The following is a 20,742-nucleotide window of genomic DNA, read 5'->3' as shown; positions in this document are numbered from 1 at the left end:
ACGCTCACGCCTGCGCGTCCAGCAGCGCTCTGACCCTCGCGACCTTGTCGGCGTCTACCGGCGCGAGACCGTTATCGTCCACCCGAACGCCCGAACCGAAATGCACCGCTTCGACTTGCGTGCTGCTCACAAAACCAGTGATCGCCTCGACCGTCAAACCGGCGCCGGCCAGCACCGTCAAATGCGAACCGGAGGCTTGCCGCACCAGTTCACGGATCGTGGCTTTCGCGTGCAGTGCCGACGGTCGCCCACCCGAGGTCAACACGTTCGTCACGGCGTCGAAACCGAGCAGCACGTCGAGCGATTCGCGCAGATCACGCGCTTCGTCGAACGCGCGATGGAAGGTGACGGCCAGTCCGTCAGCCGCATCGATCGCGCGGGCGAGACCTTCGCGGTCGATTCCGCCTTCAGCGTCCAGCATGCCGATCACGACACCGTTCGCGCCCGCTGCCTTGACCGCCCGCACGTCCCGCAACATCACCGCGTAGTCGTCGGCGTCGTACACGAACGAGCGGCTATGCGGCCGCACGATCACGTTCACGGGAATTTCAACCGCCGCCACTGCCGCCTCGATCAGGCCGAGGCTTGGCGTAAGGCCGCCCTCGCCCGTCGCGGTGACGAGTTCGAGACGGTTGGCGCCCGCTTGCGCGGCGAGGCGCACGTCGGCAACGGTCGTGGCAATGACTTCCAGAAGAACGGACATAAGCACGGCTGAAGATCGTTGAAACCGACATGATCCCCCAAAAATACGCCGGACCGCCCCAGGTATTTTTGTCACCCCGAAGGGACTGTCGCAGAGCGACAGTCAGGCGGCACACTCAATAACGCTCTTCGTCCACCCAGTCGATATCGCCGCACAGCACGCAGGTCTGCTCGCCGACCCGCGTCGCCACCGAAAGCGTGACGCACGGCAAAGCCTCGTTGATGGACAGATAAGGGCGCGTCACATGGACACGCTCCGGCGCATTGATCGCATCGCGAAAATATGGGCGACGCAGCCAGTTCGCTCCTTGCGCGTCGGCCAACGGCAGAAAGCGCGTTTCATGCGCCGCACGATCGGCGCGCAACACGACGTTGCGGCCCGCCTGCTTGCCCTTCGCATCGAGCAGGAAGCAGCGTGCGGCATGGTCGAGGGCGAGAAAATTCCAGCACACCTCTTCGAGCGGTTCGCCGGCCGCGAGGCGTTCCGCCGCCCGCTCGAAAGCCCGCAAGTACGGCGCGAGCCGGCTGGCATTGCGGCGCTCGCGTGCTTCGGTCTGGTCGCGGTAACGCTCGGTCAGTTCGCTGATGCAGGTGGTCGCGTGCAACGCGTCGGCCGCCCCCGGATTCGGGCGGCCGAAGAAAAAGCCTTGCACGAAGTCCGCGTTGCAGGCGAGCGCCATCTGCGCTTCATGCTCCGTTTCCACGCCTTCGATCAGCACGAGCTTGCCTGCTTCGTGCAGCAGCGCGACGAGGCCGGGCAGAATCGTCGCCATGTCTGCGCGGTGCGCCGCGTGCGACAGCATGATGCGGTCGAGTTTCACGATATCGGGATTCAATTGCCAGATCCGCTCGACGTTCGAGTGTCCCGCGCCGAAGTCGTCGAGCGCGATCAGGAAGCCGCGCTCGCGAAACTGGCGCACAGCGTCGGCGAGACGCTCCAGATCTTCCGCGCGATGCTCCAGCACCTCGAGCACGATGCGCCGCGGCGACAGGTCGAGCCGCTTCAGCGTGGCCAGCAACGCGGCCGCCAGATACGGATCGGTGAGCGCCGCCGGGTGCACGTTCAGGAACAACCATTCGCGCTCGGCGCCGAGCACCTTGAAATTCTCCAGATGCAAAGTCTGCGCGAGCCTGTCCACCTGTAGCACTTCGCCGAGGCGCGCGGCCTCGCCGAATACGTCGAGCGGCGACACGGGCCGATCGAGCGCGTCATGCGCGCGCAGCAAGCCCTCGTAGCCGACCGCCCGCATATGCGAGAGGCTGAAAATCGGCTGGAACACGCTACTGAGCGTGAGCTCGCCATGCTTCACCGTAAAACGTTCGAGCCCCGACGTCATCTCGACATCGAAGCCATGCGGCGCGCCGGCCGTCCTTTCCTGTTGCGCAATCGTCATGCAGTCCTCTCACGCGAGAGCCGGGCCGGTCCGAACGCGGAGGCGAACAACCTCGGCGCCGTCTCTCAAATGTGCGTCATCGATATACCTTAAGCAAGCTCCATGCGCACGCTGACACACATTCCAATGAAATTTAGACGAAAGACTGCGCCCGCGGACGGGAGCATGCGCCGCCTGTGGGCGTGACACGCACCGTTAAGGTGCGCCGGTCCGTTCGAGGCAGTCATGCGCCACGGATCGGCGCCACATGCCGGGCCGGCGATGGCGCGACGCGTCGTCGGGCTAAACTTCTGCCTTACACTTCGTCAGCGCCGCGCGGGCGCATCGTCGAAACTCACTGAAGCCCGCCGAAGCAAAGTCGTTATATCGCCAGAAATAGACCGATGGATATTGTCTTTACCGTACTGATTCTTTTGCTCGCCGTCGCCGCATCGGGCGTCGTCACCCGCATCCTGCCCATCGCGTTGCCGCTGCCGCTCGTGCAGATCGCGATCGGTGCGCTGCTCGCATGGCCGAAGCTCGGGCTGCATGTCACCTTCGATCCGGAAATTTTCATGGTGCTGTTCATTCCGCCTTTGCTGTTCGCGGACGGGTGGCGTATTCCCAAGCGCGAGTTCTTCATGGCGCGCCGCTCGATCCTGATGCTCGCGCTCGGGCTGGTTTTCGTGACGGTGCTGGTGGTCGGCTACTTCGTGCATGCGCTGGTGCCGTCGATCTCGCTGCCGGTGGCGTTCGCGCTGGCCGCGGTGCTGTCGCCGACCGATGCGGTGGCGCTGTCCGGCATAGTCGGCAAGGGCAAGATTCCCGGGCGGCTCATGCACATACTGGAAGGCGAGGCGTTGATGAACGACGCGTCGGGACTGGTCGCGCTGAAGTTCGCCATTGCCGCGGCGCTGACCGGCGTGTTTTCGTTGCGCGACGCGTCGATCAGTTTCGTGATCATCGCCGTGGGCGGCCTCGCGACAGGCGCGGCAGTGAGCTGGCTGTTCAGCTTCGTGTCGGCGCGCTTCCTGAATCTCACTGAAGACGGCGATCCGGCGCCCGGTGTCGTGATGACGCTGCTGATTCCGTTCGCCGCCTATCTGATCGCCGAGCGCTTCGAGTTGTCGGGCATTCTGGCCGCGGTCGCCGCCGGCATGACGATGAACTACGCGACCCTCGCGAACGCCGGGCCGGTGTCGTCGCGCGTGCGCGCCAACAGCACGTGGACGATGATCGAGTTCGTCTTCAACGGCATGGTGTTCATTCTGCTGGGGCTGCAGTTTCCGCACATTCTCGGCCGCGCGTTGCTCGACGCGCACGAGACGAGCAACGCGCAGGTCGGGCTGCTGATCGGTTATATCGCGGCAGTGGCTGCTGCCCTCTATGCGATGCGCTTCGTGTGGGTGTGGCTGCTGCGCTGGTTCGCGAGCCGCGGCGCCACCAAGCGGGGCATGGCGAATGCGGTGCCGGGCTTGCGCACGGTCGCGGTGACGACGGTGGCCGGCGTTCGCGGAGCCGTGACGCTCGCGGGCGTGCTCTCGTTGCCGGAGGTGTTGCCGGACGGCGTCCCGTTGCCGGGCCGCGATCTGGCGATCTTCATTGCGTCCGGTGTGATTCTGCTCTCGCTGCTGGTGGCGGTGGTGGCGTTGCCGCTGTTGCTGAGCGGCTGGCGGCGCGTCAAGGATCCGCATGCCGCCGAGGAGTTGCTCGCGCGTACGATGGCCGCGCAAGCCGCGATTCGCGCCGTCGACGAGGTGCACGACACCGAGTGCGCGGATCTGGACGAGTCCGCCTCGGCGTACGCGGCCGATGTCACCGCGCGCGTGATGGATCTCTATCGGCGCCGCCTTGCCACGCTCGACGAAGAGCAGGAACCCCGCGAACTGGCACGCCGCGCCGACGCGCTGGAGTTCAGGATGAAGCTCGCGGCCATGCGAGCCGAGCGCAAGACGCTGCTGGCGCTGCGCAGCAGCCAGGCGATCAACGACGAGACGTTGAACAAGCTCATGCGCGAAGTGGATCTGTCGGAGACTGCGCTGACGGCGCGAAGGAAATGACGCGCTGGCGGGTTGCAGTCCCGGCGGCCGGTGCTCGCTTCGAATGAGACATCACGAAGAAGAAGCCCATGCCGCCGGCGAACCCGCCGATACCGCTTGATACCGGAGAGAAAAAATCAGGCCACCGGACCTTGCACCGGCTTCCTTCTCAGAAGCGCATAGAGAATGATCGCGCCGAACGTCGCGGTGCCGATGCCGCCCAGACCGAAGCCGCCGAGCTTCAGCGAAAAATCACCGGCGCCGAGCACGAGCGTGACCGCGGCCACGATCAGATTCCGGTTATCGGAGAAGTCCACCTTGTTGACGACCCAGATCCGCGCGCCGGTCACGGCGATCAGCCCGAACACGACGATCGACACGCCGCCCAGCACCGGTCCCGGAATGGTCTGAATCACCGCGCCGAACTTCGGCGAAAAGCCCAGCACCAGCGCGATCAGTGCGGCGATCACGAAAACCAGCGTCGAATAAATCTTGGTGACGGCCATCACGCCGATGTTCTCGGCATACGTCGTAACACCGGTGCCGCCGGCGAAGCCGGAAACGATCGTCGCGAATCCGTCGCCGAGAAATGCGCGGCCGACGTAGCGGTCCAGGTTCTGGCCCGTCATCGCGCTCACCGCCTTGATGTGACCGAGGTTTTCCGCCACCAGAATCACCGCGATCGGCGCGAGCAGGGTCATGGCCTGCATGTTGAAAACCGGTGCCGTGAAGTGCGGCATACCGAACCAGGCCGCGTTCGCGACGATCGCGAAATCGATCGGCTTACCCATGCCGAGACCGTTCGTGACGATCGCGTAGATCACATATGCCATCAGCAGGCCGACCAGAATCAGGAGACGCTGCAGCATGCCGCGCGCGAACACCGCCACTGCGCCAACGCACAGCACGGTGACGAGCGCCATCCACGAATCGAAGTTGCTGCCGCTCACGCCATGCACGGCAATAGGCGCCAGATTCAAACCGATCACGCAGACAATCGCGCCTGTCACGACCGGCGGCATCAGCGTTTCGATCCATTGCGTGCCGACCGCCGACACGATCAGGCCGATGAGCGCATACACCACGCCGCACGCGATGATCCCGCCCAGCGCCACCGGAATGTTGAGGTTCGGACCGTGGCCGCCGTATCCCGTCACCGCGATCACGAGACCGATGAACGCGAAGCTCGAACCGAGATAGCTCGGCACGCGCCCGCCCACCAGCACGAAGAACAGCAGTGTGCCGATGCCCGACATGAAGATGCACAGGTTCGGATCGAAGCCCATCAGCAACGGCGCGAGCACCGTCGAGCCGAACATCGCGACGACGTGTTGCACGCCCATCGCGAACATCTGCGGCCACGCGAGCCGCTCGTCGGTGCCGACGATGCGGCCCTCGGCAGCCGCGGGCTGCGCGCGCCAGCGGGGAAAATAGGAATCGGCCATGGCGGGGGTTCTCCTGTGTTCGGCGTTATTTATGGTGGTGGACCGCGCCGGAACAGGCGCCGCCCATGAATTACGCGCGAGTGTACGGAGTGCCATTGGGCCTGGCAAGTTCGGGGAAATGCGCGGCGTGGGTGCGCGGCGACAGTCGGTCAGCGTCGTGATGCGATCGCGCAGCGCCTCGCTCGACGCAATCGCGCGGCGCACCAGTTCATGGTTGTCGATGCCGGCTGGAATCGGTTCGAGACCGATCTGCTGATGCACGGATGCTTTCCCATACCGCCGACTTGCGCAGCACGTCGGCGAACATCTCCTGCCCCTTGCCCGTCCCGATCGTCGCGCGATACGGGTCGTAGGCGTCGTGCATTTCCTTGAGCGAGCCGACAATGTTGTCCTTCAAATTTGACGGCCGGCGTCGTCGGCGGCGTAGCCGAGATTCGCGACGGCCGGATCGGAATCGATCTTGTGGCGATTCGCCTCTTCCATCCAGTAGAGGCCGTTCATGTGCTTATTGCAGATGGCGTCGGTAATGTCGTGCATCGACGACAGCATACCCAGCGCAGTCACGCCGCAAAAACCGATCACGACAAAAAACGCGAGCTGCAGTTTCCTGAACACAGGCATACGGTCGAACCACTTCATTTCACCATCCTTCACGAGTCGCTCCGGGACGCACGTGCCGCCGCGCCATCGCGAAACATTTCGCGATCTTGCCGCTGCGCAGCGACGCTCCCACCCCATTCACGGCGGCCTTCACAGGGACTTGATGCGCGAAATGTTCGGAAAAACCGGGACAGGATGTTGTAAGTCACGCGTAGTGCGTGAAGCCGGATCGCAGAAGAGCGATGGGACCGCAAGTCGCGCACCAATTTTTTGGGAATCGTCTGATATGTCGAGCGGGGGCAAGAGCCTAAACTTGGCTTGCTGCGTTGATCCCCATGAGCAAGCGCATGCGATGTTGTAACTCTCCGACTTTTCCGCTCACGCTCCCCCTGCGTGAGCGGTTTTTTTTCGTCCGCACGATCCGTTGTTCATGCAAACGCGGATACCTGCATGCGCGCGGACATGACTTCCGCTCAATGCGTCAGATCGGGTTGTTCGCTTTAGCGCCCGGCCCGGCTGCGGCGCCCAGCGTCGCACGCATCACACGGGTTGCGCGGGTCGTCGCGCTGAAGCACAGCACGCAATTGCGGCCGGCATCTTTGGCTTCGTAGAGGGCCTCGTCGGCGGCATCCACGAGCGCGCGGCTCGTGGCGAATGCCTGGCCTCGCGTGGTTGCAACTCCGATGCTCACGGTCAGTACGCGATGCGAACTCGCCACGTGGCGAAGCTGCAGAGCCTCAACCGCGGCGCAAATCTTCCCGGCGATGCGGGTTGCGCCGGCTTCGTCGGTATCCGGCAGCAGCACGGCAAACTCTTCGCCGCCATAGCGCGCCGCCGTGTCGCCGGGGCGCCGCACGCTCTGCGAAATGCAGCGCGCCACGCCGATCAGCGCTTCGTCGCCCGCCGAGTGACCGTACAGGTCGTTGAAACCCTTGAAACTGTCCACGTCGATCAGCAGTATGGATAGCGGCCACGCGTTGCGCCGCGCGCGGCGCCACTCTTCTTCCGCCTGCTCCTCGTAAGTCCGGCGGTTGAAGAGTCCGGTCAGCCCGTCGGTGCGCGCCAGCACGCGCAATTCTTCTTCAGCCGCGCGGCGATGCCGCAGTTGCTGCGAGAACAGGACGGCCAGCGCGATGATCGTCGCGTCGAGCGCGGCGATCAGCGAGCCGATGATCCATGCACGATGCCGCCATTGCGCGTAGATGTCACGCGTGGACAGCGCGACGTCGAGAATCAGCGGATACATGTCGATATGGCGGAACGCATACCAGCGCTCGACGCCGTCGATCGCCGCCGTGCCGAAGAAGTCGCCGCTCGGCTGCTGGGTGAAGCGCGAGTAATTGACGGTGCCGGTCAGATTGATACCGATAATTTTCGGATCGTACGGACGCCGCATCAGCATCGTGCCGTCGCTCAGCATCAGCGCCATCGAGCCGCCGGCGCCGAGATGCATGCCGGCGAACAGCCTGCGGAAATAGGTAAGACGCATGGTGCCGACCACCACGCCGCCGAAACGGCCGTCCGGCCGCGTGATCCGCCGGCTCAGCGCGATGCTGACGTCTTTGCCGGCCACCTTCGGCATGAACGGGTGGCTGATGAACAGGCCGACGTTGGGCGAGTCCCGTTGAACCTTGAAGTAATCGCGGTCGGCGAGATTCACCTGGCGCGGCGGGGTGGCCTGTGAGTCGAACCTGATGTTGCCGGCCTCGTCGGTCACGAGGATCGAACCCATGTCTTTCGCGCTTGCCGAGCCGTCGAACAGCACCATCTGGCGCATAGCCGGCTTCAGGTCGAGCACGCCCGGCTGCTTCAGCCCGTCGAGCACCGCACGCAGCGAAAGGTCGTAGATTTCCAGATTACGTGAAACGTCGCGTTCGACCAGCAGCGACACGTTGAATACGGAGTCCTGGGCACGCCGCAATGCGTCGTCGCGCATCTGCGCCAGCACCCACACGGCGATCGCGAGAATCGCGCTGGCTAGCACGATACTGATCGCAATCACGATGTTCGGTCGGCGCGTCACCATGGATTTTCGTTCGGGCATGCGCGGACCAACGCGCGTGAACAGGAGGGCCGCATCCAGGTCGGCGCGTACCGTGAACCTGTAGCCTACCAGACGCTGTGATGCACAGAATTATCGACGAGGCGCAGCCTTGCCCAGCGGGCAAACTTTTATGGCTTCGCCCGCTTTCAGCCTGCGTGCAGACCGAGGACGGGTCTGGATGCAGAGCGGCTCAATGCGCGAATATCGGCGGTCTCCAGCACCGCTTTGTCGGCGCCCTGGCGCGCGACTGCCAGCATCGCGAGACCGATGTCTTCCGTGCTCAGAATCTGGTTCGGCAGGAGCGCACGCAGCGTCGGCAGGAAGGGTTTCGCCAGCGTGTAGAACAGCCGGTACGAACGGGTCTTCGAGCGCGCGCCGTTCAGCGGTTCGATCACGCCCGGACGGAACAGATAGACGCCCTTGAACGGCAACCGCCGCAATGCATTTTCGGTGCGGCCCTTGACGCGTGCCCACATGCTGCGACCATGCTCCGTGCCGTCGGTGCCCGAGCCGGACACATAGACGAAGGTCATCTGCGGATTGAGGCGGGCGAGCGTCTGCGCCACGGCCATCGTCAGGTCGTAGGTCAGGCGCGAATACTCCGCCTCCTGCATGCCCGCCGACGATACACCCAGGCAGAGGAAGCACGCATCGAAACCATTCAGCGATGGTTCGATCGCGCGAATGTCGGTCAGGTCCTGCTGAATCACTTCGATGAGCCGTGGGTCGAGCTGCCCGCTGCGAGTGCGGCCGACGGTCTGGACCGCCTCGACATCGGGCGCGCGCAGGCATTCGCGCAATACGCCCTGTCCGACCATGCCGGTCGCGCCGAATATAAGAACCTTCATGATGTAGCATGCTCCACGATCGCGCCCGGCCAGCGCGCGTTAGTCAGTGCTTCGGATACCGCCCACAAACGGGCAGCGACCGCCTTGTCCTGCGCATGGGGGGCGATCTGCGCGTCGCCCGGCGGGCCTTTCAACTCGAAGAAACCGCTCGGACCGTAATAGCCGGCAGGCCTGGCCTCGGGCGCGGTTGCGGCAAACAGCGTGGGCAACGCGCCGTCCGCAGCCGACTGGCTCGCCAGTGGTTCGAACGTCACGCGGTTGAGCATTTGCAGGACCGTGTCGGCACCCGGGCCATTGGCGATCAGGTCGGTCCGCGCATAACCGGGATGCGCGGCGTTGCTCAGCAGACCCCAGCCGTTTGCGTCGCTGCGGCGTTGCAGTTCGAGCGCGAACATCAGCATGGCCAACTTCGATTGTGCGTAGGCGGGCCACGGCTTGTAGCTGCGCTGCCACTGCAGGTCGTCGAAATGAATCGCCGCGCGGGTCTTGTGCGCGAGGCTGCTCAGATTGACCACGCGCGGCTCGCGCCCCGCGCGCAAGAGTGGCAGCAGCCGTTCGGTCAGCGCGAAATGCCCGAGATAGTTGGTGCCGAATTGCAGTTCGAAACCGTCCGCGGTGGTTTGCCGCGTGGGCGGCATCATCACGCCGGCATTGTTGATCAGCAGATCGAGTGCCGCGTGCCCCTCGGCGAATTGCTCGGCGAAACCGCGCACCGAAGCGAGGCTCGCCAGATCGAGATGCGCGTAGCTAATCTGCGCGGCGGGATATCGCCCGCGAATCGCCGCGAGCGCGGCTTGCGCTTTCTGCTCGTTGCGCCCGGTAAGCACGACGTTTGCACCCGCGCCGGCCAGCGCGAGCGCCGTCTCGAAACCCAGCCCGCCGGTCGCGCCGGTGATCACCGCGAGGCGGCCGGTCTGCCGCGGAATGTCCGCCGTGGTCCAATTCGCCATATCGTTGCTCCTTAGATTGCATTGGATAAGGTGGCGCTGGCCCGGCTGCCCGACAGCGCGCTCAAGCTTTCGCCGAGGCGGCCGGAAATGGCGGCAGCGCCGCCGGCGCGGAGAAATCCGTCGACATGCTGACGGCCTGCCACGCTTGCGCGTCGGCCGCGCGCGCCTTGTCGCCTTCGCCACAGTAGTGCAATGCGTCACTGCCGAGCAAAAGATGCGCCGGCAAGGAATCGTGATACGCGAGCTTGAGCACCACTTGCGCGACCCTTGCCGGATCGCTGGCTTCGTGGCCGATGTACTGCGAGAGCATATCCGCCACGGCGCCGACCGAGGGCACATAATCCGCCAGCAATTCCGGCGTGGCGCCGGCCGCCCGATCGCCCCAGCCAGTTTTCATGCCGCCCGGTTCGAGCGCAGTGACATGAACGCCGAAGGGCGCAAGCTCCTGGCGGAGCACCTCGGTGAAGCCGCCCACTGCCCACTTCGCCGCCTGGTACGCGCTCAAGCCCGCTATTCCGACGCGTCCGCCCACCGACGAAATCTGAATGATGTGCCCGGCCCGCTGCTGGCGCAGCACCGGCAGCGCCGCGCGCGTCACGTTGACGACGCCATGGAAGTTGGTGTCGATCTGCGAGCGGAAGTCGTCCTCGGAAGTTTGCTCGAACGGTACCAGGTGGCCAAAGCCCGCATTGTTGACCACCACGTCCAGCCGGCCGAACGCGTCAAGCGCCGCTTGCACGGCTTGCCGCGCCGCCTGCGGATCGGTGACGTCGAGCGCGACCGGGCGAACCCGTTCGCCATGACGCGCCGAGAGATCCGCCAGCTGACGCGGATCGCGCGCCGTCGCGATGACCTGCTCGCCCGCCTGCAACGCTGCCTCGACAATTTCCCGCCCGAGACCGCGGGCGCTGCCGGTAACCAACCAGACCTTAGCCATCGTTTACTCCTTCAGTTTAGTTGAGCAAGTAATCACTCATTAACGTGACAAAAAAATTCAATGGCGCGCGATCGCATTCCAGAACGCATCGAAACCAGCCTGGCGGTAGCGCTCGGCGTTAGCCGGTTCCCGAGCGATGAAGTCCATGGTCGTTTCCGCCAGTGCGCCCATGATCGCCGACAGAAACGCCGGCGGGTGATCCCGCAACGCTCCGCTCGCGACGCTCGCCTGAATCATCTCGTTGATGTCGGCGAACGACTGCATGCCTGTCGAGCGCGTATGGTCGGTCAACCGCTCCGACACGGCGAGTTGAGCCATTGCGCGGCGCTTGTGCGGTTGCGCGACGCCCCAGTCGACAAAGCGGTTCCACACATGCTGCGCGCGCTCGCGCACGCTGGCGTGCTTCGGATAGGCCGTCATCATTACCTCGCGCAGTTCGCGCTTGATGTCGAGATACAAGACATTCAGCAAGTCGTCTTTGTTGTCGAAGTATGTGAACAGCGTTCCCTCCGCCACACCCGCCACCTTGGCGATGCGCGAGGTGGGCGCGCCCAGCCCCTGCTCGGCGATGACCTGCGCTGCGGCAGCGAGAATGGCATTACGTTTGTCTTCGCTCTTGGGGCGGGCCATGCGGGTTCAGTTCGACGACGAATCATAAATGAGTGATTGCTCAATCATATACGCTGACAATGCTTTGGTTCAAGCGTTTTTGTGCGCTTTCGCGTCGCGATATGACAGCCCAAGAAATATGAAATGAAAACGTAATCGGATGTTTTCTCCATATGACCAAATATATTCATTCAGCACAAAATTACGCATTCTCCGGTCATCTTTCGCAAACTTTATAGAGACATACCCGAGCCACCCTCAGTATTTGGGAGGCTCGATCCGATATTCCGTAAATGGGATACCTATTTGTGTCCACGTTCGACGTTGGACCCAGATTGAGTAGATCGCGCAGGCCCGCCGCAATGCACGGCGGCCACCTAGACGCTCCCATACCCGGACCTGAGAGTCCATTGCGAACGCATTCACGTTTCGTTATTGGAGAAAAAATCGTGACATCGAAGCACCTCACCATCAAAGCCAAACTCATTGCCGGCTTCGGCATTCTGTCTCTTATCGTCGTTGCGGTTTCCATGCTTGCGCTAAAGGCACTCAGCGACTCAACCGATGGATTTTCCAGCTTCGTGCATGGCATCAACGCACGCGCGGACATGGTCATGCAAGTACGAACCGCTGTCGATCGGCGGGCCATCGCCGCGCGTAACCTCGTGCTCGTCAGCAAACCTCAGGATCTCGAAATAGAGAAAGCCGATGTGCTGCGCGCGCATGAAGATGTGCAAGCCGATCTGAAGAAGCTCAACGACATGATTGCGACCTCAACCGACGCGACGGAGAAAGGGCGCCGCCTCGTCGCCGAAATCAATCGGGTGGAGGCTTTGTACGGGCCGGTCGCCACCGACATCGTCAATCTCGCGCTGACCGGCAAGCACGACGAGGCGATCGTCAAGATGGACGATCAATGCCGGCCATTACTCGCCGCGCTGATTCGCGCGACCAACGCATATGCCGACTACGCGCGTAACCGCCAGGAACAGTTGATCAACGAATACGCGGCACATTACGAGAACCAGCGCAATCTGCTGATCGCAATCAGCCTGATTGCGGTGGCACTCGCAATCGGCGCTTGCGCGCTGATCACGCGCGCGGTCACCAGACCGCTGCGCCAGGCAATCGACGTAGCCCGCACAGTGTCCGAAGGCGACCTGCGCACGCGCATCAGCGTGAATGGCAGCGACGAAACCAGCCGGCTACTGAGCGCGCTGCGCGAGATGAACGAACGGCTGACCACGATCGTCGCACGCGTGCGCGACAGCAGCACGAGCATTGCCGGCGCGGCACGCCAGATCGCCGCGGGCAACATGGATCTGAGCCAGCGCACCGAACAGCAGGCAGCGTCGTTGCAGGAAACGGCGTCGAGTATGGAAGAACTCACTTCCACAGTGAGGCAGAACGCCGACAATGCGCAGCAAGGCAGCATGCTCGCCACGAATGCTTCGTCGGTCGCGCGGAAAGGCAGCGAGGTGGTCGGCCAGGTCGTGAATACGATGCACGATATCAGCGAGAGCTCGACGAAGATCGCGGACATCACGGGCATTATCGAAGGCATTGCATTCCAGACGAACATTCTCGCGCTCAACGCGGCGGTCGAAGCCGCACGCGCAGGCGAACAGGGCCGCGGATTCGCGGTGGTCGCGAGCGAAGTCAGAAGCCTGGCGCAGCGCTCGTCGAGCGCGGCCAAGGAGATCAAGGATCTGATTGCCACCTCCGTGGACAAGATTCGCGACGGCTCGACGCTCGCCGGCGAGGCAGGCAAGACGATGGCCGAAGTCACCCAGGCGGTGGCGCGGGTGACGGACATCATGTCGGAGATCGCGGCGGCGTCGAGTGAACAAAGCCGCGGCATCGAGCAGGTCAATCTTGCGATCACGCAGATGGACAACGTCACGCAACAGAATGCCGCTTTGGTAGAAGAAGCGGCGGCGGCTTCGCGGTCGATGGAAGATCAGGGCGAGCAGTTGAATGAAGCCGTGGCATTCTTTCAGATTCTGAATGGCGATGCGGCGGGGGCGTGTGCTTCTGTTGCTCCTTTGCAGAAGGAGAGGCCGCGACGCGAACCGGCTGTTGTTGCGCCGGTGCGGCGCGTCATGCGTGCAACCTCCGCGACTGTTGCGACGCCGGCTGCCACGCTGGCGACGGCGGCTGTAGCGGCGGTAGCGGCCGGTGCGGACGACGGCTGGGATCGGTTTTGAGCGTTCTTCTCTGATCGAGCGCCGAGCGTATGGACGGGCCCGTCCGCATTCTGGTGGGCGACGCGGTTGATAAAATAATCTTCCGCGCGCCCGCGTGAATCAATCACCAATCAGGATAGCAAACTGGTTCGTGCCCGCCTGCCAGTCGATTCAGTCGCGGCGCCGCGTTTCAAGAGGCGCTCCATCTGCTCTATGCGCGCAGCGCGCGACGATCTAATGCGAATTCAGCGTTGCTCCGATGGATGCTCTCTGCTGCACCGCGGGCGCCTTACGCGGAATGCAGAGAATCGCGAGGCACGAGATCAAGGCAGCGCCAGCGAAGATCATGAACGCCCAGGTTACGCCGACATTCATACCCGTGATCACACCGCCGACCAATGGCCCGGTCATCGCGCCAAACCGCCCGAACCCAACGGCCCAGCCTGTCGCCGTGGTGCGTGCGTGCAGCGGGTACAAAGTCGGAATGAAGCCGAGATAGATCAACCCCGCTGACACTGTGCCGAATCCCGCGAGCGAAACCAGTACGTAGTTGACCAGCAACGAGCTTTTTATCGACAGTCCGGCGATCGCGAGCGCACCGATGAAAAACCATAGGCCGATCGTCTTTTGCGCACCGAAGCGATCGGAGATTCGGCCGAGCAGCACGCCGCCGATTGCCGATGCAAGGCTGAATACCACGAGAAACAGCAGGCTCGATCCGAGGTCGTAACCGGATTTGCGCATGATCTGCGGCAACCACACGCCAAGTCCGTAAATCACGAGGATCGCCATGAATTCGGTGATCCACACAAGCATCGTCGTAACGAACGTTTCGCGATTGAAGAGCGCTTCGACCACATCACGCAGCGCGAGCGAATGATCGACACCGTTCCGTTTTCCAACCACCGCTTCGAGCGAAATGCCGAGCCGCTTCGCAAGCTTGCCAGCCTGATCGAGCCGGTTGGTCGCCACGAGATAATCGAGCGATTCCGGCAACAGCCACATCATGAACGGCACGAATACGATCGGCAGAAAGCCGACCGCGACGATCGCGCGCCAGCCGTGTGCGGCCATAAACGCCATGCCCACGAGAGCTGACACCAGCGCGCCGAGCGAATAGCCCGAATACATCAGCGCGAAATTCAGGTTCTTCGACTTCGCCGCCGAATATTCGACCGTTAGCGTCGCCGCCGCCGAAATCACGCCGCCAAGACCCAGACCTCCGATCAGCCGCACGAACGAAAACATCGCCGGAGTGCTCGCGTTGGCGGCAGCAAGCATCGACAGCGAAAACAGTGCGACACATGCGATCAGCACGCGTTTGCGCCCGACCAGATCGCTCAGCACGCCGAACGCGTATGCGCCGATCAGCGTTCCGAGCAACGCCGCACTGCCCATCGTGCCGATTTCGAGCGGCGACAGATGCCAGACCGGATCTTTCAGCAGCGCCGGAATGATGGTGCCCATCACGCCAAGGTCGTAGCCTTCCGAGAGGATCGCGAGCCAGCACAGCAGCAGCACGATCCCCGTGGTGCGCGCCGGAATATGTAATTCATGATTCGCCAGTGTTTTCACAATGCACCTTCTTGAGAACCGGATCGCGCCGAGTGTGGCGCCGATCCGGCGTGGGGACGAATGGAAACGGTGCTGCCGGATGGCGACGCACCGCTCAGAACTCATGCACCAGCGCAAGCCGCGTAAGCAACTGGCTGCTGCTGCGCGAAGGCGTAAAACTCGCGCCGATCACCGGATCGACGCCGCCGGACGCGCGCAGATAGTCAGCGGTCAGATACATCCAGGTTCGCTTGGAGATCGTGAAGTCGACTGCGGCCGCGTATTCGTTCCACGCGTTCGCTTCGAGCTTGCTGTGCTGATAGCTCGCGCCGATCGTCCAGAACGGCGTGAGCCTGTACAGCGCGCCGATCTCGTACACGAGCAGTGAAGGCGAATGTCCCGCCGTCGCGCCAATGCCCTTCAGCACCGTATCGGTGAAATTGCCGATCACCGTGGCGGGACCAAACTTGTACTGCGCACCCACACCGAATGTGCCGATCGACTGCAGATCGAAGGTGCTGCCGGTGTAAGGATCGGTGGTGGCGTCGCCGGCATACGTGACGGTCGTCTGACCCATCAGCGTTTTCACGCCGAGCAGTTCATACGGATCGATTGTCGGTTTGGCCTGGTACGTGTACGTGACCGCTGCGGAGAACGGGCTGTTCGCGTACCTCGCGCCGACGCTCCAGCCGCTGCCGTCGTGGAAGTTGCCGGCCGCGTTGCTGAACGAATACATGCCGCCGAACTGGAAACCGCGGATGTCGTTGCTCTCATAGCGCACTGAATTGTTGAAGCGGCCGAACACCTCGCGATCGAGCGCGCCCTGGTGCACACCGTAACCGGAAAGCCACCAGCCGTCAGTACCGTACGGCGACATGTAGTCGCGTGAAAAATCGTACTGGCGGCCCATCGTCAACTTACCGTAGCGGCTGTCGAGACCCACCCACGCCTGACGGCCGAACTCGCTGCCGTACAGCGCGCCGTTATTCACCGAGAAGCCCGATTCCAGAGCGAAGATCGCCGCGAGGCCGCCGCCGAGATCCTCACGCCCCTTCAAACCCCAGCGATCGGCTAGCAACGAACTGTCGTCCATCTTCACGAGATGACTGCCGCCCGCGTTCGACACGTACGTGATGCCCTCGTCGATCACGCCGTACAGCGTCACGGACGACTGCGCATGAGCGAGCGCGGGAATCGCCAGCGAGACCATCGTCGCAAGCGTCGTCTTGATGATGCGTTTCATACGTCATTCCCCAGAAAGTTATCGTTGAGCGTTCGTTCGCCTGTCTGAAGAGCGCAGACCGCCAGTGCCATCCAGACCTCTCGTCATTTCTTATAAAACCGAATGTCATTCTTGTTTCGAAGATTTTACATGTCAAGAAATAAAAATTGACCTGTGTTTTCGCACGACAACATCGAGGTTTGTACAGCATGGGTTCGCCTCTTTATGTGGCTTTTTTTATGCGAGTTTATTGGAATGAAATCACGAACCGCACAATGTCGGAGCGCGCATGAACGCAACGATGCGCGCGACATCCGGGTGGATGTCACACGCACCAAAAACGAACTTCAGTATTTAATAGACGTATTAGGCGATGCCCAACGCGCGCAGCACCTTCTGCGGCGTGACGGGCTGTGATGTGACGCTGGCGCCGAGCGGCGCGAGCGCGTCGTTGATGGCATTCATGACGGCGCCCGGCGCGCCGGCCGTGCCCGCTTCGCCTGTGCCCTTCGCGCCGAGTTGCGAGGTCGTGGTGGGTGTTTCGACATGCGCAAGGAAGATGTCGGGCATCTCCGCCGCCATCGGTACGAGATAGTCGGCGAAACTGCCGTTGGTAAGCAGTCCCGCTTCGTCGTACAGACACTCTTCGAACATCGCGCCGCCGATCCCCTGCACGATGCCGCCGCGCATCTGCTCGTCGACGAGCATCGGATTGATCACGCGGCCACAGTCGGCCACCGCCCAGTGCCTGAGCAGCTTCACCATGCCGGTTTCGATATCGACTTCGACATACGAAGCCTGCACGCCGTTGGTGAACAGGAACGGCTGGCCGTTCTGCGTGTACTGACGCGTCACCGTCAGTTCGGGCAGCGTGTTGAGCGGCAACGTGTCAGGACGAAAATACGCAATTGTCGCAAGATCGGCGAGCGTTTTGAGCACTTCGCGCGTATGCACGTCGATCACGGCGCCATCGTCCACTTCCAGTTCGTCGATCTCGCGCGCCAGAACAGACGCCGCAAACGCACGGATATTCGCGCGCAACGCGAGCCCCGCCTGCAACACCGCTTCACCGCCGATGCCGGCGCCGCGCGATGCCCACGTGCCCGCGCCATAAGGTGTCACCGCGGTATCGCCGGTGACGATCCGCACACAGTCGATCGGCACGCCGACCGCATCCGCAACGATCTGCGAGAGAATCGTTTCGGTGCCTTGCCCCTGTTCGCCGACGCCCGCCATGCAGGTTACGCCGCCGCCCGATTCGAGCCGGACGGTCGCACCGTCCTGGCCGGAAATGCGTGCACCTCCCATGCCGTAGAACGCCGCGCCCGGATTCGTCATCTCGATCAGCATCGCGATGCCGATTCCGCGAAAAACGCCCTTCTCGCGCAGCGCCGCCTGTTCCGCGCGCAACGCGCCGTAATCCATCAGCGCCTCCAGCCGGTCGAGACATTGCTGATGCGACAGGCCCTCCATGCGGATGCCCGCGGCGCCGACCACCGGATACGCGACGTCGGCGAATACGTTGCGCCTGCGCATCTCGAAGGTATCGATGCCGAGGCGCCGCGCCGCTTCGTCGACGAGACCTTCGGTCACCGCGCACGCGATCGGCAGACCGACGCCGCGATACTGGCTGGTCGGCACCTTGTTCTGGAACACCACGCGCAGCCGCGCGCGATATGCCTCGTGCCGGTATGGGCCGCCGATTACGCTGATGACCTGATTGCCTTCTGTCACGCTGGTGCGCGGATACACCGAATACGGCCCGATGCCGGCAAGGTCGTCGATATCGAAGGCGAGAATGCGGCCTTGCGCGTCCACCGCGATGCGTCCATGCACCACGTGTTCGCGCGCATGAATGTCGCTGACGAACGATTCGAGCCGGTCGGCAACGTACTTCACCGGACGGCGCAGCAGAATGGACAGCGCGACCGTCGCGAAGTCGTCGGGATAGGTGTGCAGCTTGATGCCGAACGCGCCGCCAACATCCTTGCAGATTACCCGCACGCGATTCTCGTCAATGCCGAAATGATGCGCGTACAGATCCTGCAGATTGTGCGGCGCCTGATGCGACTGATGCACCGTCAGCCGCTGATCGGCGGGATCGAAATCGGCGAGAATCGCGCGCGTTTCCAGCGGCATGCCGGTGTGGCGATTGAAGCGAAACGTCTGCTCGACGGTCACGGCCGCGCGCGCGAATGCGTCGTCCACCGCGCCGTTGTCGATCGTGCGCTCGAAACACAGGTTGTCGCCGAGCGAGGGGTGGATCACCGGCGTTTGCGGATCGAGCGCGGTTTCCGCGTTCGTCACCGCGGGCAGTTCGTGCCACTCGACGGAAATGGCCTCGAGCGCGTCCTCCGCTTCGCGGCGGCTTTCGGCAACCACCGCGAGTACCGGTTCGCCTTGCCAGTGCACGGTGCCTCGCGCGAGCGGATATTGCGGCGCCGACTTCATGCCGACCAGTGTTTTCAGCGTCGCGACCCACGGTTTGCAGATCGCCGCAACTTCCTCGCCGCCGACGATCGCGATCACGCCGGGCATGCGCCGGGCGGCTTCCGTATCAATCACGCCGACGCGTGCGTGCGCCATCGGACTGCGCAGATAGACGACATGCGCAATACGCGGCAGCACGACATCGTCGAGATAGGTGCCGCGGCCCTGCAACAGGCGGCGCGCCGTCGGGCGCTTGACCGTCGTGCCGATATAGCGCGCGCGCGTGCCTTCGACCTGCGTCGAACCGGGTTGGAGCGAACCGTCGTCATGCCGATCCATCGATCGTCTCCTCGTGCGGCAAGATCTCATCGCTCCCCGCGACGACGGGCGCCGCGTGACCGCATGATCCTTCGGCCCTGCGTTGCCGGCGTGCTTCGAGTACCGAACAGATCGCGTCGATGATGGCGTGATAGCCAGTGCAACGGCAGTAATTGCCAGACATGTATTCGCGCACATCGGCGCGCGTAGCGTCCGGCTTCTCTTCGATCAGCGCCGCCGCCGTGAACAGCATTCCCGATGTGCAGAAGCCGCATTGCAGGGCGTTGTGCGCATGAAACGCGTGTTGCAGTTCGAGCAGATCGCCACGGTCGCTCGCCGCATCGATCGTCTCGACGGTGCCTCCATCTGCCTGCACGGCAAGAACGAGGCAACCGCGCACGATGTCGCCGTCGAGCCGCACGGTGCACGAGCCGCATACGCCATGTTCACAACCGGCCCGCACCGTGCGCATGTCGAGGTTTTCGCGCAGAAAATCGACCAGATGCACGCGCGGCTGCACCGATTTTTTATGCTCGACGCCGTTCACTTCGATCGTGACCCAGCAGGCCGCGTGGGCTTCATGCGACTCGTTCATTCTGGACTCCTGGCTGCGCCGGTTGTGCTAGCGCCGTTAACGCGCGCTTGAGCAGCACGCGTGCGAGATGGCGCTTCGTTTCCGCGCTGTTGTACAGATCGGCGATCGGTTCGAGCTCGCGGTCGAGCGCTGCCGAGGCCGCATCGAGTGCGGCGCGCAGATTAGAGGGAGTGTCGACGCGCACGCCGTCGAGCGCCGCCGCCGTGTCGCGCGCGAGCACTGGCACCGTGCTCGCCCCCATGAATGCGAAGCGCGGCCGCACCAGCATATTGCCGTCGATCTCCGCATACGCGGCCACGCCGACGATCGCGTAGTCGCCGTGACGCCGCACCAGTTCGTCGAAGTAGACACGCGTGCTCGCCAGCGTGAGCGGGAACTCGCATGCCGTGAGGATTTCTGCGGATTGCAGCGCGGTCGTATAAAGATCGACAAAAAAATCGGCCGCATCCACGCGACGCTCGCCGCGCGCGCTCCGCAACACGAAACGCGCGCCGAGCGCAAGCGCACACGCCGGCCATTCGGCGGCAGGATCGGCGTACGCGAGCGAACCGCCGATCGTGCCGCGATTGCGGATCGCACGATGCGCCACGTGCGGCGCGGCGAGCGCAAGCAAGGGCAGATGCCGCGCGATCAACGCCGAATCCTCGATCTCGCTGTGCCGGGTCAGCGCACCGATGCGCACATGATCACGCTGCAGCGAAATGCCGCGCAGACCGCGCACATCGCGCAGATCGACGAGGATGTGCGGCTCGGAAAGGCGCATGTTGAGTGTTGCGAGCAGCGTCTGTCCTCCCGCGATCAGACGCGCGTCGTCCCGGTGTTCGGCGAGCAGCGCGAAAGTTTCGTCGAGCGTCGCGGGCCGCGCGTAGCGAAAGGCTGGGGCTTTCATG

17 protein-coding genes are annotated in these 20,742 nt (G+C 63.3%); 2 read left to right on the top strand and 15 right to left on the bottom strand.

What is annotated here, in order from left to right; all coding sequences use genetic code 11:
- Positions 1-4: 4 nt before the first annotated feature.
- Complete coding sequence (locus PDMSB3_RS01175) at positions 5-703, bottom strand: copper homeostasis protein CutC (protein ID WP_165184303.1); 699 nt, start codon at positions 701-703, stop codon at positions 5-7.
- A 115-nt stretch (positions 704-818) separates the two neighbouring features.
- Complete coding sequence (locus PDMSB3_RS01170) at positions 819-2,096, bottom strand: sensor domain-containing phosphodiesterase (protein ID WP_007179588.1); 1,278 nt, start codon at positions 2,094-2,096, stop codon at positions 819-821.
- 383 nt (positions 2,097-2,479) lie between these two features.
- Between PDMSB3_RS01170 and PDMSB3_RS01165 the strand changes: the two genes are divergently transcribed.
- Positions 2,480-4,135 (top strand): Na+/H+ antiporter, encoded by a 1,656-nt coding sequence (locus PDMSB3_RS01165; RefSeq protein WP_165184301.1) that lies wholly within the window; start codon positions 2,480-2,482, stop codon positions 4,133-4,135.
- Positions 4,136-4,251: 116 nt separating this feature from the next.
- Here the strand turns inward: PDMSB3_RS01165 and PDMSB3_RS01160 are convergent, their stop codons facing one another.
- From PDMSB3_RS01160 to PDMSB3_RS01130, 8 genes are all read right to left on the bottom strand, one after another.
- Positions 4,252-5,559, bottom strand: coding sequence for a solute carrier family 23 protein (locus tag PDMSB3_RS01160; protein ID WP_165187311.1), 1,308 nt, complete (start codon positions 5,557-5,559; stop codon positions 4,252-4,254).
- A 208-nt stretch (positions 5,560-5,767) separates the two neighbouring features.
- Positions 5,768-5,956 carry a hypothetical protein gene (locus tag PDMSB3_RS37725; protein WP_232064088.1) on the bottom strand — a complete coding sequence of 63 codons (189 nt, stop codon included), beginning with the start codon at positions 5,954-5,956 and terminating at the stop codon, positions 5,768-5,770.
- Positions 5,953-6,198: a hypothetical protein gene (locus PDMSB3_RS37720; protein WP_035517741.1), complete on the bottom strand. Its 246-nt coding sequence runs from the start codon at positions 6,196-6,198 to the stop codon at positions 5,953-5,955. Before PDMSB3_RS37720 ends, PDMSB3_RS37725 begins: the two co-directional genes overlap by 4 nt.
- Before the next feature lie 442 nt (positions 6,199-6,640).
- Positions 6,641-8,185: a sensor domain-containing diguanylate cyclase gene (locus PDMSB3_RS01150; RefSeq protein ID WP_165184298.1), complete on the bottom strand. Its 1,545-nt coding sequence runs from the start codon at positions 8,183-8,185 to the stop codon at positions 6,641-6,643.
- A gap of 164 nt (positions 8,186-8,349) precedes the next feature.
- Entirely contained in the window at positions 8,350-9,051 is a 702-nt protein-coding gene (locus tag PDMSB3_RS01145) for an NAD-dependent epimerase/dehydratase family protein (RefSeq protein WP_165184296.1), read from the bottom strand.
- The gene (locus tag PDMSB3_RS01140) at positions 9,048-10,001 is read right to left on the bottom strand and encodes an SDR family oxidoreductase (protein ID WP_007179593.1); all 954 of its coding nucleotides are present in this window, start codon (positions 9,999-10,001) and stop codon (positions 9,048-9,050) included. The genes PDMSB3_RS01145 and PDMSB3_RS01140 overlap by 4 nt, the downstream gene beginning before the upstream one ends.
- Before the next feature lie 61 nt (positions 10,002-10,062).
- Positions 10,063-10,938, bottom strand: coding sequence for an SDR family NAD(P)-dependent oxidoreductase (locus PDMSB3_RS01135; RefSeq protein ID WP_007179594.1), 876 nt, complete (start codon positions 10,936-10,938; stop codon positions 10,063-10,065).
- A 57-nt stretch (positions 10,939-10,995) separates the two neighbouring features.
- The gene (locus PDMSB3_RS01130; RefSeq protein ID WP_165184294.1) at positions 10,996-11,568 is read right to left on the bottom strand and encodes a TetR/AcrR family transcriptional regulator; all 573 of its coding nucleotides are present in this window, start codon (positions 11,566-11,568) and stop codon (positions 10,996-10,998) included.
- A gap of 428 nt (positions 11,569-11,996) precedes the next feature.
- On the opposite strand from PDMSB3_RS01130, the gene PDMSB3_RS01125 reads away from it, so the two are divergent.
- A complete protein-coding gene (locus PDMSB3_RS01125) occupies positions 11,997-13,754 on the top strand; it encodes a methyl-accepting chemotaxis protein (protein WP_007179596.1) in 1,758 nt (585 codons plus the stop codon).
- A gap of 213 nt (positions 13,755-13,967) precedes the next feature.
- On the opposite strand, the gene PDMSB3_RS01120 is transcribed toward PDMSB3_RS01125, so the two are convergent.
- The 5 genes from PDMSB3_RS01120 to PDMSB3_RS01100 all read right to left on the bottom strand — a co-directional run bounded on the left by PDMSB3_RS01120 (position 13,968) and on the right by PDMSB3_RS01100 (position 20,741).
- The gene (locus PDMSB3_RS01120; protein WP_035517744.1) at positions 13,968-15,308 is read right to left on the bottom strand and encodes an MFS transporter; all 1,341 of its coding nucleotides are present in this window, start codon (positions 15,306-15,308) and stop codon (positions 13,968-13,970) included.
- 94 nt (positions 15,309-15,402) lie between these two features.
- On the bottom strand, positions 15,403-16,530 hold the full coding sequence (locus PDMSB3_RS01115) for a porin (RefSeq protein WP_007179598.1): 1,128 nt from the start codon (positions 16,528-16,530) through the stop codon (positions 15,403-15,405).
- Positions 16,531-16,875: 345 nt separating this feature from the next.
- Positions 16,876-19,278 (bottom strand): xanthine dehydrogenase family protein molybdopterin-binding subunit, encoded by a 2,403-nt coding sequence (locus tag PDMSB3_RS01110; protein ID WP_007179600.1) that lies wholly within the window; start codon positions 19,276-19,278, stop codon positions 16,876-16,878.
- On the bottom strand, positions 19,265-19,852 hold the full coding sequence (locus tag PDMSB3_RS01105) for a (2Fe-2S)-binding protein (protein WP_007179601.1): 588 nt from the start codon (positions 19,850-19,852) through the stop codon (positions 19,265-19,267). The genes PDMSB3_RS01110 and PDMSB3_RS01105 overlap by 14 nt, the downstream gene beginning before the upstream one ends.
- Positions 19,836-20,741 carry an FAD binding domain-containing protein gene (locus PDMSB3_RS01100; protein WP_007179602.1) on the bottom strand — a complete coding sequence of 302 codons (906 nt, stop codon included), beginning with the start codon at positions 20,739-20,741 and terminating at the stop codon, positions 19,836-19,838. Before PDMSB3_RS01100 ends, PDMSB3_RS01105 begins: the two co-directional genes overlap by 17 nt.
- Position 20,742: the final 1 nt, after the last annotated feature.

The sequence above is a fragment of the Paraburkholderia dioscoreae genome (genome assembly GCF_902459535.1).
Lineage (GTDB): Bacteria > Pseudomonadota > Gammaproteobacteria > Burkholderiales > Burkholderiaceae > Paraburkholderia > Paraburkholderia dioscoreae.
This window is presented reverse-complemented; position numbering and strand designations above follow the sequence as displayed.

What these genes read in the sequence shown, in the direction of transcription:
- PDMSB3_RS01175 (WP_165184303.1), bottom strand. Translation starts at nt 703, where the DNA reads ATGTCCGTTCTTCTGGAAGTCATTGCCACGACCGTTGCCGACGTGCGC.
- PDMSB3_RS01170 (WP_007179588.1), bottom strand. Translation starts at nt 2,096, where the DNA reads ATGACGATTGCGCAACAGGAAAGGACGGCCGGCGCGCCGCATGGCTTC.
- PDMSB3_RS01165 (WP_165184301.1), top strand. Translation starts at nt 2,480, where the DNA reads ATGGATATTGTCTTTACCGTACTGATTCTTTTGCTCGCCGTCGCCGCA.
- PDMSB3_RS01160 (WP_165187311.1), bottom strand. Translation starts at nt 5,559, where the DNA reads ATGGCCGATTCCTATTTTCCCCGCTGGCGCGCGCAGCCCGCGGCTGCC.
- PDMSB3_RS37720 (WP_035517741.1), bottom strand. Translation starts at nt 6,198, where the DNA reads ATGAAGTGGTTCGACCGTATGCCTGTGTTCAGGAAACTGCAGCTCGCG.
- PDMSB3_RS01150 (WP_165184298.1), bottom strand. Translation starts at nt 8,185, where the DNA reads ATGGTGACGCGCCGACCGAACATCGTGATTGCGATCAGTATCGTGCTA.
- PDMSB3_RS01145 (WP_165184296.1), bottom strand. Translation starts at nt 9,051, where the DNA reads ATGAAGGTTCTTATATTCGGCGCGACCGGCATGGTCGGACAGGGCGTA.
- PDMSB3_RS01140 (WP_007179593.1), bottom strand. Translation starts at nt 10,001, where the DNA reads ATGGCGAATTGGACCACGGCGGACATTCCGCGGCAGACCGGCCGCCTC.
- PDMSB3_RS01135 (WP_007179594.1), bottom strand. Translation starts at nt 10,938, where the DNA reads ATGGCTAAGGTCTGGTTGGTTACCGGCAGCGCCCGCGGTCTCGGGCGG.
- PDMSB3_RS01130 (WP_165184294.1), bottom strand. Translation starts at nt 11,568, where the DNA reads ATGGCCCGCCCCAAGAGCGAAGACAAACGTAATGCCATTCTCGCTGCC.
- PDMSB3_RS01115 (WP_007179598.1), bottom strand. Translation starts at nt 16,530, where the DNA reads ATGAAACGCATCATCAAGACGACGCTTGCGACGATGGTCTCGCTGGCG.
- PDMSB3_RS01110 (WP_007179600.1), bottom strand. Translation starts at nt 19,278, where the DNA reads ATGGATCGGCATGACGACGGTTCGCTCCAACCCGGTTCGACGCAGGTC.
- PDMSB3_RS01105 (WP_007179601.1), bottom strand. Translation starts at nt 19,852, where the DNA reads ATGAACGAGTCGCATGAAGCCCACGCGGCCTGCTGGGTCACGATCGAA.
- PDMSB3_RS01100 (WP_007179602.1), bottom strand. Translation starts at nt 20,741, where the DNA reads ATGAAAGCCCCAGCCTTTCGCTACGCGCGGCCCGCGACGCTCGACGAA.